Raw genomic sequence first — 16,060 nt, 5'->3', positions numbered from 1 at the left:
GGAAGGCCGGGTTAATACCCGGCCTTGTCATTTATGGTCGATGAATCCTCCCCCGAACCCGTTGAACTCTCCTTTGAAGAACTGTTTGCTGCCGCCCGCGCCTTTGCCATGCGCAGTCTGGCTCGCCGTGAGAGCGCCGAGTCCGAGCTGGCCAAGCGGCTGCGGCTGCAGGGCTTCAATGAAGAGGTGATCGAGGCGGTTGTCGAGTATTGCCGCGGCTACAACTGGGTCAATGACGATCGTTACGGCGCCATGGCGGTGCGAGCCGGTGCGGCCAAGGGCCATGGTCCCATCAAGATCCGCTTCGATCTGCGCCGTAAGGGGCTGGACGATATGCAGATAGACGCCGCATTCGACCAGCCGGAGCTGGATTGGTTCGAGCTGGCGTTCGCCCTGCTGGAGCGGCGTGCCAGAGTCGCCGATCTGGGGGATTTCAAGCTGCGGATGAAATGGCTCAAGTACCTGCTTGGGCGGGGCTTTACCCAGGATCAGGCGCGTTACGCCATCTCGGCAATGCAGCAGGGGGAGGAATAAAGGGCTGGTGCTGGCCATGGAGCAGTGGCGTGTTCCTGCGACACGTGCAGATAAGAGAGGGCCTTTTCCCTGTTTTATCCTGTTTCTGATGGCTGCGGCGCCATGATCCGCCACCCAGCCGACTCCCCTTTCGGCCTGCTCCTGCACGGCGTCCTGCCGCTGCCCCGTCCATTGGGGGCTTTTTCACCCGTGACGGGCCCGCGCGTTTTACTTTACCCCGCAGAAAACTTACATTATTGCGATTAAAAGTCCGTATCCGAATCAAGCAGGATTTTCCATGTATATGTCCACGTCAGAGTTACGCGCAGCGTTTCTCGAGTATTTCCGCTCCCAGGGGCACCAGGTTGTCTCCTCCAGCTCGCTGGTGCCGCACAACGATCCGACCTTGCTGTTCACCAACGCAGGGATGAACCAGTTCAAGGACGTGTTCCTTGGCGCAGAGAAGCGTGCCTACAACCGCGCGACCACGGCCCAGCGCTGTGTACGGGCCGGCGGCAAGCACAATGACCTGGAAAACGTCGGCTATACCGCTCGTCACCACACCTTCTTCGAAATGCTGGGCAACTTCAGCTTCGGTGACTACTTCAAGCAGGACGCCATCCGTTTTGCCTGGGAATTCCTGACCGGTACCCTCAAGCTGCCCAAAGAGCGCCTGCTGGTGACCGTCTATGAAACGGACGACGAAGCTTTCAACATCTGGGCAAACGAGATCGGCGTGCCGGTCGAGCGCATCGTACGTATCGGCGACAACAAGGGTGCCGCCTTTGCCTCAGATAACTTCTGGCAGATGGGTGATACCGGTCCCTGCGGCCCCTGCACCGAGATCTTCTACGACCACGGCGATCACCTCTGGGGTGGCCCTCCCGGCTCACCGGAGGAAGACGGCGACCGTTTCATCGAGATCTGGAACGTGGTCTTCATGCAGTTCAACCGTCAGGCTGACGGCACCATGGAGCCGCTGCCCCGTCCGTCCGTGGACACCGGTATGGGCCTGGAGCGTATCTCCGCCATCATGCAGGGCGTGCACTCCAACTACGAGATCGACATCTTCCAGGCGCTGATCAAGAAGGCCGCCGAGATCGTCGGCACCGAGGATCTGAGCAACCAGTCCCTGCGCGTCATCGCCGACCATATCCGTTCCTGCGCCTTCCTGGTGGCTGACGGCGTCATGCCCTCCAATGAAGGCCGTGGCTATGTGCTGCGTCGCATCATCCGCCGCGCCGTTCGCCACGGTCGCAAGCTGGGTGCCACCGAGATCTTCTTCTACAAGCTGGCCGCCGAGCTGGCGGTGCAGATGAAGGACGTGGCTGCCGAACTCATCGCCCAGCTGCCGCTGGTCGAGCGCGTGCTGCGCATCGAGGAGGAGCAGTTCGTCCGCACCCTGGACAGGGGCCTGCTGCTGCTCGAAGAAGTGCTGGCGAACCTCGGCGATGCCAAGGTCATCCCGGGCGAGGTGGTGTTCAAGTTGTATGACACCTACGGCTTCCCGGCAGATCTTACCGCCGACGTGGTCCGCGAGCGCGAGATCGGTATCGACGAGGAAGGCTTCAAGGCCGAGATGGAGAAGCAGCGCGCCCGTGCGAAGGAGGCCTCCAGCTTCGGCGTGAACTACAACGAAGTGTTGAAACTCGATTTCGAGACCCCATTTACCGGTTACAAGCAGCTAAGCCAAACGACTCAGGTGGTCGGCATCTACAAGGATGCTGTCGAAGTGAGTGGGCTGATCGCCGGTGAAGAAGCGGTGATCGTGCTGGCCGAGACCCCCTTCTACGCCGAGTCCGGTGGTCAGGTGGGCGACAGCGGCATTCTGAAAGTGGATGACGGCATCTTCGCCGTGACCGACACCCAGTATGCGGGCAATGCCATCATTCACAAGGGCTATATGGAGCTGGGTACCCTGGAGAAGGGCGCCGAGGTGGAAGCCGTGGTCGACGGGGATCGCCGTCAGGCCGTGGCTCTGAACCACTCTGTCACCCACCTGCTGCACGCGGCCCTGCGCCAGGCGCTGGGTGATCACGTGACCCAGAAAGGCTCCCTGGTCGGGGCGGAGCGCATGCGCTTCGACTTCTCCCACTTCGAAGGCCTGACCATGGCGACCATTCGCCGGGTCGAGGAGCTGGTCAACGCCCAGATCCGTGCCAACCACGATGTCGTCACCCAGGTGATGGATCTGGAAGCGGCCAAGTCCGCTGGCGCCATGGCGCTGTTTGGCGAGAAGTACGAAGACGACGTGCGTGTCGTGCGCATGGGGGATTACTCCACCGAGCTGTGTGGCGGTACTCACGCCAAGCGTACCGGTGACATCGGCTTCTTCAAGATCATCGCCGAGAGCGGTGTTGCCGCCGGGGTGCGCCGCATCGAAGCGGTGACCGGCAAGGGCGCCATCGATTTCATGCACCAGCTGGCAGAGCAGTTTGAAGAAGCCGCGGCCCTGGTGAAAGGGGACCAGTTCTCCATCGGCAGCAAGGTGCGCCAGCTGTTGGACAAGTCCCGGATGATGGAGCGCGAGCTGGAGCAGCTCAAGGCCAAGCTGGCCGCTCAGGCTGGCAGCGACCTGCTGAGCCAGGTCATCGAGATCAAGGGCCAGAAGGTGCTGATCGCGGCGCTGGACGGTGCCGATCCCAAGTCCCTGCGCGGCATGCTGGACGAGCTGAAGAACCGGATGAAGTCCGGTGTCGTACTGCTGGCAACCAGCAGCGAGGACAAGGTCAATCTGATCGCCGGCGTGACCAACGATCTGACCGCCAAGGTGAAGGCCGGCGAGCTGGTCAACCTGGTGGCCCAGCAGGTGGGTGGCAAGGGCGGTGGTCGTCCTGACATGGCCCAGGCGGGTGGTACCCAGCCTGATGCGGTGCCGGCGGCCCTGCAATCCGTTCACTCCTGGCTGGAAGAGCGCCTGTAAACGGGCGAGGTGATCTGTGGCACTCTATGTACAGAAGTACGGCGGCACCTCGGTCGGCACGCTGGAGCGGATCGAGGCGGTAGCTGATCGTGTTCAGCTGAGCCGCGCCCAGGGGCATGATGTGGTGGTGGTCGTGTCCGCCATGTCGGGCGAAACAAACCGGTTGCTGGGCATGGCCCAGCAGCTGGATCCGGATGCCAACCGGCGCGAGATGGATGTGCTGGTCTCGACCGGTGAACAGGTCACCATAGCGCTGCTGGCCATCGCGTTGAACAAACGGGGTTGCCCTGCGGTCTCAATGACCGGTGATCAGGTTCGTATCCACACCGATTCCGCCCATGGCAAGGCACGCATCACCCAGATCGACACCGAGCAGGTTCAGGCCGAGCTGGGTGCGGGCAAGGTGGTGGTGATCGCCGGCTTCCAGGGCCGTGATGAGCACAATGCCATCACCACCCTGGGGCGAGGTGGTTCGGACACCACGGCTGTTGCCGTGGCGGCGGCCATCAAGGCCGATGAATGCCAGATCTTTACCGATGTGGATGGGGTCTATACCACGGATCCGCGCATCGAGCCCAAGGCACGCCGCCTCTCCACCATCACCTTCGAGGAGATGCTGGAGATGGCGAGTCTGGGGGCCAAGGTGCTGCAGATCCGTTCGGTGGAATTCGCGGGCAAGTACCGCGTACCGCTGCGGGTGCTGTCGAGTTTTGTCGACGGAGAGGGAACCTTAATCACATATGGAGGTGAGAGGATGGAAGCACCCCTGGTATCCGGCATTGCGTTCAATCGCAACGAGGCCAGCCTGACCATTCTGGGTGTGCCGGACAGGCCGACGGTGGCCGCGCAGATCCTGAATCCGATCAGCGACGCCAACATAGATGTCGACATGATAGTGCAGAACACCCTGGGGGATGGCACCGCCGACTTCACCTTCACGGTGAATCGCGATGACTATCGCCGGGCTCGCGCCTTGCTGGAGGAGACCGCCACCCTGCTGGGTGCCGCCTGCGTGCAGGGCAACGGGGAGATCGCCAAGGTCTCCATCGTCGGGGTCGGCATGTGGAATCATCCCGGGGTCGCGCGCACCATGTTCAAGGTATTGGGCGAGGAGGGGATCAACATGCAGTTGATTTCCACCTCTGAAATCAAGATATCCGTGGTGATTGACGAGAAGTACCTGGAGCTGGCCGTGCGTTCGTTGCACTCAGCGTTCGGGCTGGATAATGAGCCTCATGAGCAGCCCTTGGGGAACAATCCCTGATTGATTTAGTTTCAACCATTTACCATATCGGTATCTTTGTAAGATAATGGCGCATATCGATATAAATACAAAACAGGATACAGGAGCAAGCGAATGCTTATTTTGACTCGTCGTGTAGGGGAAACCCTGATGATCGGTGACGAAGTGACTGTCACCGTGCTGGGCGTTAAGGGTAACCAGGTTCGTATCGGTGTGAACGCACCCAAAGAGGTCTCCGTACACCGCGAAGAGATCTACATGCGGATACAGGCCGAGAAAGTACCGGGCCAACCGAATTTCTAAGCCATCCCATTGGCAGCTTCAAGGCGACATCTCAGGTGTCGCCTTTTGTTTTTCCGTGCCCTGCAAATCGGCTTGCAGGGCCCGGAAGCAGGGGGTAAGTGTCGATATTGCTTGAATATTCCACGCTTTGACCAAATGCTGAGCGAACACGCTGTTTTCTCCAAAAAAGTGTTTGACTAAAAATCCCTGTGAAGTATTATCAGCCCCGCAAACGGAGAGGTGGCCGAGAGGCTGAAGGCGCTCCCCTGCTAAGGGAGTATGCGGCTTATACCCGCATCGGGGGTTCGAATCCCCCCTTCTCCGCCATTTGCGCCCGTAGCTCAGCTGGATAGAGTACCTGGCTACGAACCAGGTGGTCAGAGGTTCGAATCCTCTCGGGCGCACCATATTCGACTCATGATGAGTCATGTATCGACCATCAGCAGGTTGGTACGCTAGAAAAGGCTTACTGTTGAGTAAGCTTTTTTTATCGCTTTAAATCAGGGCGCCCGTAGCTCAGCTGGATAGAGTACCTGGCTACGAACCAGGTGGTCAGAGGTTCGAATCCTCTCGGGCGCACCATTTAAAGTGAAATCAACGATTTATGAGCGCCCGTAGCTCAGCTGGATAGAGTACCTGGCTACGAACCAGGTGGTCAGAGGTTCGAATCCTCTCGGGCGCACCATTTTAGGCAGTACCAAAAGTTTGTGAGCGCCCGTAGCTCAGCTGGATAGAGTACCTGGCTACGAACCAGGTGGTCAGAGGTTCGAATCCTCTCGGGCGCACCATTTTAGGCAGTACCAAAAGTTTGTGAGCGCCCGTAGCTCAGCTGGATAGAGTACCTGGCTACGAACCAGGTGGTCAGAGGTTCGAATCCTCTCGGGCGCACCATACAGACAGCCTCGACGTCAGTCGGGGCTGTTTTTTTATGGGCGCTATTCCCCCGGTCGTGGGGCTCTGCTGTCCTGATGGCGGTTGATGTGCCACCGCATTGAACGACGCTTGTCGTTCCCGCCACATCACTCTCCGTCGTCGTCCTATCTTCCCCCCGATCCCTATCAGGCCCTGCTACTCGGCGTCTTGTCATCCCCGCCCAATGTCACCTCCAGCCACACACAGGCGCTGCTGCAGGCACGCTCTGTGCCCGCGGGCATCACGAGGGCGGCATGGACCCAGGCTCTGGACGTTGAACGCCTTGGCGGCCGACAGGGGTCTTTGGCGGTGTCTAGTCCTGAAATAGGTTTACACATTTTCGTCTAGCTTCACGTGACTCAGAACCCCCGATGCACCGCATCGGGGGTTCTGTATTTCAACCCATGATGCGGTCGCTCCAGGTTGTAAATATCCACCGCCTCGCGCACCATCTCCCTCGCTTGCGCCAGGTCCTGCGGGCTCTGCAACAACAGCTCTCCTTTCAAAATCCCGTTCACTCGCTCTGCCAACGCATTCTGGTAACAGTCATAGCCATCCGTCATCGAGCATTTCACCCCGTGCCGCTCATGCAATGACTGATACAGGCCCGAGCAATACTGCACGCCGCGGTCCGAGTGATGGATAAGCTCCCCGCCGCCACGCCGTTGCTTCAGCGCCTGTCTGAACGCCATCGCCACCGACTCGGCGTGCATCCCTTCGTGCACGTGATGGCCCACTATCTTGCGTGAGTAGGCATCCGTCACCAGGCTTAGGTACAGCGGCCCGCTCCTGGCTGGCAGATAGGTGATGTCGGCGACCCAGACTTGCTCCGGTGCCACCGGCGTGACCTGCTCTGGCCCCGCCTTGAGCAAGTTGGGATGACGGTAGAAACGGTGAAAACTGTGGGTGGTCTTGTGATACGCCCGCCTGGGCTGCACCAGCAGGCGGTGCTCGGCCAATATCTGAAACAGCCTGTCCCGCCCGACCTTGAGCCCGCCATCATCCTGACCCTGCAGCAGATAATGCAGCTTGCGGGTGCCCACCCGTGGTTGTCGCAGCCGTACCTGACGCACGAAGCGCACTACCTGCAGCCCTTGTGCATGGCGCACGTCTGCAACCCGATTGCGCTTGTAGTAAGCCTGACGGCTGATTCCCAGAAACCGGCAAGCCCTGACGATGGTCAGCCTCTCGACTTGCCGCTGCGAGAGGACTTGCCGGGTCGCTTTTTTACGATGGAGAGGCCGTAGTCGTTCTTCAGCACATCGACGACGGCCTCAAAGAACTGGGCCTTCTGGCTCATCAGCGCCAGCTTCTGCTCGAGTTCCTTGATGCGCTGTTCGGGCGTCTGGTTGTCGGGGTCTGGCATGGTGATGCTCCTGCCGGCGCGCACAGAAGCCCCCTGGCTCCAATCTTGCCGACCATGTTTACGCAACCATACCAGAACGGTGGAGCGACCCTGAATGCCATAACGGGCCTGAGCCTGTTTGTAGGTGAGCTCGCCTTTTTCAATCTGCTCGACCAGCGCCAGTTTAAAAGTCAGCGAGTAATCGCGCTGTGTCCGTTTCACACCTTGTCCCATCGGGTTCTCCATTGATTGGGGGGAAAGGTGTAAACCATATTCAGGACGGGACACGGGCAACAAAAAGGGCTCCTTGAAGGAGCCCTTTTTAATCACTGCAGCTGAAGATTACTCTTCGTCAAAACTGCCGGCTGCGTTGAGCAGATCCGCCAGATTTTGCTGAGCCTCATCGGCAGTCACCTGCGGCACACCGACAGCACGAGCTGCGGCGGCACGCTGGTTGATCCGGGCATGGTGGTAGGCAAAGCCGGTACCAGCCGGGATCAGACGACCCACGATGACGTTCTCTTTCAGGCCACGCAGTTCGTCACGCTTGCCGCCAACGGCCGCTTCGGTCAGAACGCGAGTGGTTTCCTGGAAGGAAGCCGCGGAGATGAAGGACTCGGTGCTCAGGGATGCCTTGGTAATACCCATCAGGATGTGACGGAAGGTGGCCGGAGTCTTACCCTCGGCAACCAGCTTACGGTTGGCAATCTTCACACGAGCCACTTCAACCTGCTCGCCTTCGATCAGGTCAGTGTCGCCAGCGCTCAGGATCTCGCACTTACGCAGCATCTGACGAACGATGACTTCGATGTGCTTGTCGTTGATCTTAACGCCTTGCAGACGGTAAACGTCCTGCACTTCGTTGGCGATGTAGTTGGCGACCGGGCTGATACCGCGCAGACGCAGAATGTCGTGAGCAGACTCAGGACCGTCTGCCAGCACTTCACCCTTCTCAACTTTTTCACCTTCGAACACGTTCAGGTGACGCCACTTCGGAATCATCTCTTCGTAGATGTCGCCACCGTCGGTCGGGGTAATGACCAGACGGCGTTTGCCCTTGGTCTCTTTCCCGAAGGAGATGGTACCGGAGATCTCGGCCAGGATAGCCGGTTCCTTCGGTTGACGTGCTTCGAACAGATCCGCAACGCGCGGCAGACCACCGGTGATGTCCTTGGTACCGCTGGACTCTTGCGGGATACGCGCGACCGCGTCACCCACGCCCACGTTGGCACCATCCTCCAGGTTCACGATCGCCTTGCCCGGCAGGAAGTACTGGGCGGCTACATCGGTACCCGGGATCATGACATCCTTGCCGTTCTGGTCGACCAGCTTCACGGTCGGACGCATCTCTTTACCGGCGCTCGGACGTTCGTTGACATCCAGCACGACGATAGAGGAGAGACCGGTCAGCTCGTCGGTCTGACGAGTGATGGTCACACCGTCGATCATGTGTTCGAAGTCCAGGCGACCTGCTACTTCGGTGATGATCGGGTGGGTGTGCGGATCCCAGTTGGCGACGGTATCACCGGCACTCACGGCCTGGCCATCTTTCACTTCCAGGACGGAACCGTAAGGCAGCTTGTGGCTTTCCTTGGTACGGCCCATCTCGTCCATGATGGTCAGTTCGGTAGAACGGGAGGTGATAACCAGCTTGTCTGCACTGTTGGTAACAAACTTGGCGTTCTGCAGCTTGATGCTACCGGTATTCTTGACCTGGATGCTGCTCTCGGCAGCAGCTCGGGATGCGGCACCACCGATGTGGAAGGTACGCATCGTCAGCTGGGTACCCGGCTCACCGATGGACTGGGCGGCGATAACACCGACAGCCTCACCCTTGTTCACCAGGTGACCACGGGCCAGATCACGGCCGTAGCAGTGGGCACAGTTACCGAAGTCGGTCTCACAGGTGATGGCAGAACGTACCTTCACGCGGTCGACGGAGTTACGCTCCAGCAGGTCACACAGATACTCGTCGAGCAGCGTATTGCGCGCGACCAGGATCTCGCTTTCAGTACCCGGCTTGATCACGTCTTCGGCGACCACACGACCCAGCACGCGCTCACGCAGCGGCTCGACCACATCACCACCTTCGATCAGCGGAGTCATCCACAGACCTTCGGTAGTGCCGCAATCGTCCTCGGTGATCACCATGTCCTGAGCCACATCAACCAGACGACGAGTCAGGTAACCGGAGTTCGCCGTCTTCAGTGCGGTATCCGCCAGACCCTTACGAGCACCGTGAGTGGAGATGAAGTACTGCAGTACGTTCAGACCTTCACGGAAGTTCGCCACGATCGGCGTTTCGATGATGGAACCATCCGGCTTGGCCATCAGGCCACGCATACCGGCCAGCTGACGGATCTGGGCGGCGGAGCCCCGCGCACCAGAGTCGGCCATCATGAAGATGCTGTTGAAGGAGGCCTGCTCTTCTTCTTCACCCAGGGAGTTGACGTTCCGCTCCTTGGAGAGGTTATCCATCATGGCCTTGGAGACGCGATCGTTCGCGCTGGCCCAGATATCGATAACCTTGTTGTAGCGTTCGCCCGCGGTCACCAGACCGGACAGGAACTGGTCCTGGATCTCGGCGACTTCGGCTTCGGCTGCCGCAATGATGTCTTTCTTGGCATCCGGGATGACCATGTCATCGATACCAACGGAAGCACCGGACAGGGCCGCGTAATGGAAACCGGTATACATCAGCTGGTCAGCGAAGATGACGGTGTCCTTCAGGCCCTGCTTGCGATAACAGGTGTTCAGCAGACGGGAGATGAGCTTTTTGCCCAGCGCCTTGTTGGATACGGATTTGATCCAGTTCTGCGGATTGGCATCCAGATCGGCCTGCTCGGCGGCAGTCAGCACCTTGGGTTCGTCGATCAGCGCGTATTCCATGCCTTTGGGCAGGATCAGGCTCAGGATCGCACGACCAACTGTGGTGTTCTTCATCTCGGTGTGCGGCAGCAGGGAACCGTCTTCCTGACGCAGGTATTCGGTAATGCGCACTTTCACACGAGCATGGAGATCGGCCAGACCGGCGCGATAGACCTTCTCAGCTTCTTTCGGGCCGGCCAGCACCATACCTTCGCCCTTGGCGTTGATACGGGCACGGGTCATGTAGTACAGACCCAAGACCACGTCCTGAGAAGGAACGATGATCGGCTCACCGGAGGCAGGCGACAGGATGTTGTTGGTAGACATCATCAGGGCGCGCGCTTCCAGCTGGGCTTCCAGGGTCAGCGGTACGTGGACCGCCATCTGGTCACCATCGAAGTCCGCGTTATAGGCGGCACAGACGAGCGGGTGCAGCTGGATGGCCTTGCCTTCGATCAGGGTCGGTTCAAACGCCTGGATACCCAGACGGTGCAGGGTCGGTGCACGGTTCAGCAGGACCGGGTGTTCGCGGATCACTTCGTCCAGGATGTCCCAAACGACGGCTTCTTCGCGCTCCACCATTTTCTTGGCGGCCTTGATGGTGGTCGCCAGACCACGGGATTCCAGCTTGCCATAGATGAAGGGCTTGAACAGCTCGAGCGCCATCTTCTTCGGCAGACCGCACTGATGCAGACGCAGAGTCGGACCTACGGTGATAACGGAACGACCGGAGTAGTCGACACGTTTACCCAGCAAGTTCTGACGGAAACGACCTTGCTTACCCTTGATCATGTCGGCCAAGGATTTCAGCGGACGCTTGTTGGAACCTGTGATGGCACGACCACGACGGCCGTTATCCAGCAGGGCATCCACGGACTCTTGCAGCATGCGCTTTTCGTTGCGCACTATGATGTCCGGAGCCGCCAGATCCAGCAGACGCTTCAGGCGGTTGTTACGGTTGATCACGCGACGGTACAGATCGTTCAGATCGGAAGTCGCGAAACGGCCGCCGTCCAGCGGTACCAGCGGACGCAGGTCCGGCGGCAGCACAGGCAGCACTGTCATGATCATCCACTCCGGCTTGTTGCCGGACTGCAGGAAGGCTTCCATCAGCTTCAGGCGCTTGGTGGTCTTCTTGCGCTTGGTCTCGGAGTTGGTTTGATCCAGCTCCTCGCGCATGGTCTTGACTTCACCTTCCAGATCGATGGCACGCAGCAATGCAAGGATTGCTTCGGCACCCATCTTGGCGTCGAATTCGTCGCCCCACTCTTCCAGTGCGTCCAGATAGTTCTCTTCGGACAGCATCTGGCTGCGCTCGAGGTTGGTCATGCCGGGTTCGATCACTACATAGGATTCGAAATACAGCACGCGCTCGATGTCACGCAGGGTCATGTCCAGCAGCAGACCGATACGGGACGGCAGGGACTTCAGGAACCAGATGTGGGCAGTCGGGCTGGCCAGCTCGATGTGGCCCATGCGCTCGCGACGGACCTTGGTCTGGGTCACTTCTACGCCGCACTTCTCGCAGATCACACCACGGTGTTTCAGGCGCTTGTACTTGCCGCACAGACACTCGTAGTCCTTCACCGGTCCGAAGATACGGGCGCAGAACAGACCATCACGTTCCGGCTTGAAAGTCCGGTAGTTGATGGTCTCAGGCTTTTTGACCTCACCGAATGACCAGGAGCGGATCATGTCAGGAGAGGCCAGACCGATCTTGATACTGTCAAACTCTTCGGTCTTGGTCTGAGCCTTCAAAAACTTGAGTAAGTCTTTCACGTGTTTCCCCTGTCAGGAGTCTAACCTCGGCGCCCTACTACCAAAGCAGCAGGGCGCCCACGTCAATTCTCGAACAATAAGAGCGAGCTCTTACTCTTCGTCCAGCTCGATGTTGATACCCAGAGAGCGGATTTCCTTCAACAGTACGTTGAAGGATTCGGGCATGCCCGGCTCCATACGGTGGTCGCCATCCACGATGTTCTTGTACATCTTGGTACGGCCATTCACATCGTCAGACTTGACGGTCAGCATTTCCTGCAGGGTATATGCCGCACCGTAAGCCTCCAGGGCCCACACTTCCATCTCACCGAACCGCTGACCACCGAACTGTGCCTTACCACCCAGCGGCTGCTGGGTAACCAGGCTGTAGGAGCCGGTAGAACGCGCGTGCATCTTGTCGTCTACCAAGTGGTTCAGCTTCAGCATGTACATGTAACCCACGGTGACCTTGCGCTCGAAGGCGTTACCGGTACGACCGTCGAACAGGGAGATCTGACCGGATTCCGGCAGATCGGCCAGCTTCAGCAAGGCTTTGATTTCGCGCTCTTTGGCACCATCAAAGACAGGTGTAGCAACCGGCAGACCCTTACGCAGGTTACCCGCAAGGGTACGTACGTCGTCATCAGACAGCTCGGCGATGTTCACTTGCTGGGTGTCTTTCTCGCCCAGGTCATAGACCTGTTGCAGGAAGTCACGCATCTCGTGCAGCTCGCGCTGATCCTTGATCATGCGGTCTATCTTCTCGCCGATGCCCTTGGCCGCGAGGCCCAGATGCACTTCGAGGATCTGACCGATGTTCATACGGGACGGTACGCCCAGCGGGTTCAGTACGATGTCGACCGGACGGCCGAACTCGTCATGGGGCATGTCCTCGACCGGGCAGATCTTGGAGATAACACCCTTGTTACCGTGACGGCCCGCCATCTTGTCACCCGGTTGGATGCGACGCTTGACTGCCAGGTAAACCTTGACGATTTTCAGTACGCCCGGCGCCAGATCATCACCCTGGATAATCTTGCGACGTTTGTTCTCGAACTTCTTGTCGAAGTCGGCTTTCAGCTCGATGTGCTGTTCGGCGATCTGCTCCAGCTCGATCTGTTTGGCTTCATCTTCGATGGCCAATTCAAACCACTTGGAACGATCCAGCTTGTTCAGACGATCTTCGCTGTAGCCGGCGGCCAGCAGCAGGTTGCGGGAGCGGCCGAAAATGCCGTCTTCCAGGATCTTGAACTCTTCGGTCAAGTCCTTCTTCGCTTCCTTCAGCTGCATCTCTTCGATTTCTTTGGCGCGCTTGTCTTTTTCCACGCCATCGCGGGTAAAGACTTGCACGTCAACCACGGTACCGTACACACCGTTCGGCACACGCAGGGAGGAGTCCTTCACATCGGAAGCCTTCTCACCGAAGATGGCGCGCAGCAGCTTCTCTTCCGGGGTCAGCTGGGTTTCACCCTTGGGTGTTACCTTGCCGACCAGGATGTCGCCGCCCTTCACTTCGGCACCCACGTAGACGATACCGGACTCGTCCAGCTTGGACAGAGCGGCTTCACCCACGTTCGGGATGTCGGCAGTGATCTCTTCCGGACCCAGCTTGGTGTCACGGGAGATACAGGCCAGTTCCTGGATATGGATGGTGGTCAGGCGATCTTCCTGTACCACGCGCTCATTCACCAGGATCGAGTCTTCGAAGTTGTAACCGTTCCACGGCATGAAGGCGACACGCAGGTTTTGGCCCAGCGCCAGTTCGCCCAGGTCGGTAGACGGGCCGTCAGCCAGCACGTCGCCCGCCATCACCGGCTCACCCAACATCACGCAAGGACGCTGGTTGATACAGGTGTTCTGGTTGGAACGGGTGTACTTGGTCAGGCTGTAGATGTCGATGCCGGCTTCGCCTGGCAGCAGCTCATCTTCATTGACCTTGATAACGATACGGGAGGCATCGACGTAGTCGATCATGCCGCCACGCTTGGCCACTACGGTAACACCGGAGTCAACGGCCACGGCGCGTTCCATACCGGTACCTACCAGCGGCTTGTCAGCACGCAGAGTCGGTACAGCCTGACGTTGCATGTTCGAACCCATCAGGGCTCGGTTAGCATCATCGTGCTCCAGGAACGGGATCAGGGCCGCTGCCACAGAAACTATCTGTTGCGGGCTCACGTCCATGTACTGGATCTGGTCGGCGTTCATAAAGGTGGATTCACCCTTGTGACGGCACGGGATCAACTCGTCTTTCAGACGGCCATCTTCGGTGGTCGCGGCGTTAGCCTGTGCGATCACGTACTTGCCTTCTTCGATTGCTGACAGGTAATCCACTTCGTCGGTGATCACACCGTCGATGACCTTGCGGTACGGGGTCTCGAGGAAACCGTACTCGTTGGTGCGGGAATACACGGACAGCGAGTTGATCAGACCGATGTTCGGACCTTCCGGAGTCTCGATGGGGCACAGACGACCGTAGTGAGTCGGGTGTACATCTCGAACTTCGAAGCCGGCACGCTCACGGGTCAGACCGCCCGGGCCCAGCGCGGAAATACGACGCTTGTGGGTCACTTCGGACAGCGGGTTGTTCTGGTCCATGAACTGGGACAGCTGGCTGGAACCGAAGAACTCTTTGACCGCGGCGGAGATCGGTTTGGCGTTGATCAGATCCTGCGGCATCAGGGTGTCCAGGTCGCCCAGGGAGAGACGCTCCTTGACCGCACGCTCGACACGCACCAGACCGACGCGGAACTGGTTCTCTGCCATTTCACCGACAGAACGGATACGACGGTTACCCAGGTGGTCGATATCGTCCACCTCGTCATTGCCGTTACGGATGTCGATCAGGCGCTTCATGACTTCGACGATGTCGTCTTTGGTCAGCACGCCAACGCCGGTCTCGTCTTCACGACCCAGACGGCGGTTGAACTTCATCCGACCCACGGTAGACAGGTCGTAACGCTCGGAAGAGAAGAACAGGTTCTCGAACAGCTGCTCTGCCGCTTCGCGGGTGGGCGGCTCGCCCGGACGCATCATGCGGTAGATCTCGACCAGAGCTTCCAGACGACTGGAGCTGGAGTCGATACGCAGGGTCTCGGACATGTAAGCACCGTGGTCCAGTTCGTTGGTGAACAGAACCTCGAAGTGCTTGAAGCCGGCTTGGGACAGATTGGCTACCGCTTCCAGGCTCAGGGCCTGGTTGGCAGTCACGACCATTTCACCAGTTTGCGGGTGCGCGTAGTTCTTGGCTGCAACTTTGCCAACAACGTACTCTACCGGCACCTCGATCTGGGTGATGGCGTCTTTTTCCAACTGACGGATATGACGGGCAGTGACACGACGACCGGTCTCAACCACCACGGCGCCATTGGCAATGATGTCGAAGGTCGCAGTCTCACCACGCAGGCGCTCGGGCACCAGATCCATCATCAACTTGCCATCTTTGACCTCGAAACCTATGGTCTCGAAGAAGGTGGCCAGGATTTCTTCGGAACTGAAGTCCAGGGCGCGCAGAATAATGGAGGCCGGCAGTTTACGACGACGGTCGATACGGACAAACAGGTTGTCTTTCGCATCGAACTCGAAGTCCAGCCAGGAGCCACGGTAGGGGATAACGCGGGCGTTATACAGTACCTTACCGGATGAATGTGTTTTGCCTTTATCGTGGTCGAAGAAGACGCCCGGGCTGCGATGCAGCTGGGAGACGATAACCCGTTCGGTACCATTGATGACAAAGGTGCCGTTTTCGGTCATGAGCGGAATTTCGCCCATGTACACTTCTTGTTCCTTGATATCTTTGACGGTGCCGGCAGCTGCTTCACGGTCGTACAGAACCATACGAAGCTTGACACGCAGCGGCGCGGAGTAGGTCACTCCACGGATCTGGCATTCTTTTACGTCAAATACCGGCTCACCCAGGCGATAGCTGACATACTGAAGCTCAGCACTACCGGAGTAACTGGTGATCGGGAAAACGCTACGGAAAGCGGCCTCTAGGCCATATTCACCTTCCGGGTCAGCCTCGATGAACTGCTTGAAGGAGTCCAGCTGAATGGACAACAGATAAGGCGTGTCCAGTACCTGGTCTCGCTTACCGAAGTCCTTACGAATGCGTTTTTTTTCGGTATAAGAGTAAACCATAGGGTTCCTCAGCTCGCTGATAAGTGACCCACTCTGTCCCGCGGGACAGCTCTGTCTCAACACCGTTTTGTGTTGG

General features: G+C 58.6%; 7 protein-coding genes and 6 tRNA genes. 10 read left to right on the top strand and 3 right to left on the bottom strand.

What is annotated here, in order from left to right:
- Positions 1 to 33: 33 nt before the first annotated feature.
- From OC537_RS15970 to OC537_RS15925, 10 genes are all read left to right on the top strand, one after another.
- Positions 34 to 534, top strand: coding sequence for a regulatory protein RecX (locus OC537_RS15970; protein WP_262112736.1), 501 nt, complete (start codon positions 34 to 36; stop codon positions 532 to 534).
- Between the two features lie 277 nt (positions 535 to 811).
- On the top strand, positions 812 to 3,436 hold the full coding sequence (alaS, locus tag OC537_RS15965) for an alanine--tRNA ligase (RefSeq protein WP_139744992.1): 2,625 nt from the start codon (positions 812 to 814) through the stop codon (positions 3,434 to 3,436).
- Between the two features lie 16 nt (positions 3,437 to 3,452).
- Positions 3,453 to 4,700 carry an aspartate kinase gene (locus tag OC537_RS15960; protein ID WP_262112697.1) on the top strand — a complete coding sequence of 416 codons (1,248 nt, stop codon included), beginning with the start codon at positions 3,453 to 3,455 and terminating at the stop codon, positions 4,698 to 4,700.
- A 93-nt stretch (positions 4,701 to 4,793) separates the two neighbouring features.
- Positions 4,794 to 4,982, top strand: coding sequence for a carbon storage regulator CsrA (gene csrA, locus OC537_RS15955; RefSeq protein WP_005315760.1), 189 nt, complete (start codon positions 4,794 to 4,796; stop codon positions 4,980 to 4,982).
- Between the two features lie 213 nt (positions 4,983 to 5,195).
- Positions 5,196 to 5,288 (top strand) — tRNA-Ser (locus tag OC537_RS15950).
- Positions 5,289 to 5,291: 3 nt separating this feature from the next.
- Positions 5,292 to 5,368 (top strand) — tRNA-Arg (locus OC537_RS15945).
- Between the two features lie 98 nt (positions 5,369 to 5,466).
- Positions 5,467 to 5,543: transfer RNA gene (locus OC537_RS15940), tRNA-Arg, on the top strand.
- A gap of 26 nt (positions 5,544 to 5,569) precedes the next feature.
- A tRNA-Arg gene (locus tag OC537_RS15935) sits at positions 5,570 to 5,646 on the top strand.
- Positions 5,647 to 5,672: 26 nt separating this feature from the next.
- Positions 5,673 to 5,749 (top strand) — tRNA-Arg (locus tag OC537_RS15930).
- A 26-nt stretch (positions 5,750 to 5,775) separates the two neighbouring features.
- Positions 5,776 to 5,852 (top strand) — tRNA-Arg (locus OC537_RS15925).
- Positions 5,853 to 6,232: 380 nt separating this feature from the next.
- Here the strand turns inward: OC537_RS15925 and OC537_RS15920 are convergent.
- From OC537_RS15920 to rpoB, 3 genes are all read right to left on the bottom strand, one after another.
- A protein-coding gene (locus OC537_RS15920; RefSeq protein WP_262112695.1) for an IS3 family transposase occupies positions 6,233 to 7,452 on the bottom strand; the annotation gives its coding sequence in 2 pieces (ribosomal slippage) (positions 6,233 to 7,104 and positions 7,104 to 7,452; 1,221 coding nt in all).
- 108 nt (positions 7,453 to 7,560) lie between these two features.
- Positions 7,561 to 11,865 carry a DNA-directed RNA polymerase subunit beta' gene (rpoC, locus tag OC537_RS15915; protein ID WP_005325063.1) on the bottom strand — a complete coding sequence of 1,435 codons (4,305 nt, stop codon included), beginning with the start codon at positions 11,863 to 11,865 and terminating at the stop codon, positions 7,561 to 7,563.
- A 90-nt stretch (positions 11,866 to 11,955) separates the two neighbouring features.
- Complete coding sequence (rpoB, locus tag OC537_RS15910) at positions 11,956 to 15,984, bottom strand: DNA-directed RNA polymerase subunit beta (RefSeq protein ID WP_025328615.1); 4,029 nt, start codon at positions 15,982 to 15,984, stop codon at positions 11,956 to 11,958.
- Positions 15,985 to 16,060 lie beyond the last annotated feature (76 nt).

This window comes from Aeromonas sp. Marseille-Q5825, from assembly GCF_946892685.1.
Taxonomy (GTDB): domain Bacteria; phylum Pseudomonadota; class Gammaproteobacteria; order Enterobacterales; family Aeromonadaceae; genus Aeromonas; species Aeromonas rivipollensis.
This window is presented reverse-complemented; position numbering and strand designations above follow the sequence as displayed.

What these genes read in the sequence shown, in the direction of transcription:
- OC537_RS15970 (WP_262112736.1), top strand. Translation starts at nt 34, where the DNA reads ATGGTCGATGAATCCTCCCCCGAACCCGTTGAACTCTCCTTTGAAGAA.
- alaS (WP_139744992.1), top strand. Translation starts at nt 812, where the DNA reads ATGTATATGTCCACGTCAGAGTTACGCGCAGCGTTTCTCGAGTATTTC.
- csrA (WP_005315760.1), top strand. Translation starts at nt 4,794, where the DNA reads ATGCTTATTTTGACTCGTCGTGTAGGGGAAACCCTGATGATCGGTGAC.
- rpoB (WP_025328615.1), bottom strand. Translation starts at nt 15,984, where the DNA reads ATGGTTTACTCTTATACCGAAAAAAAACGCATTCGTAAGGACTTCGGT.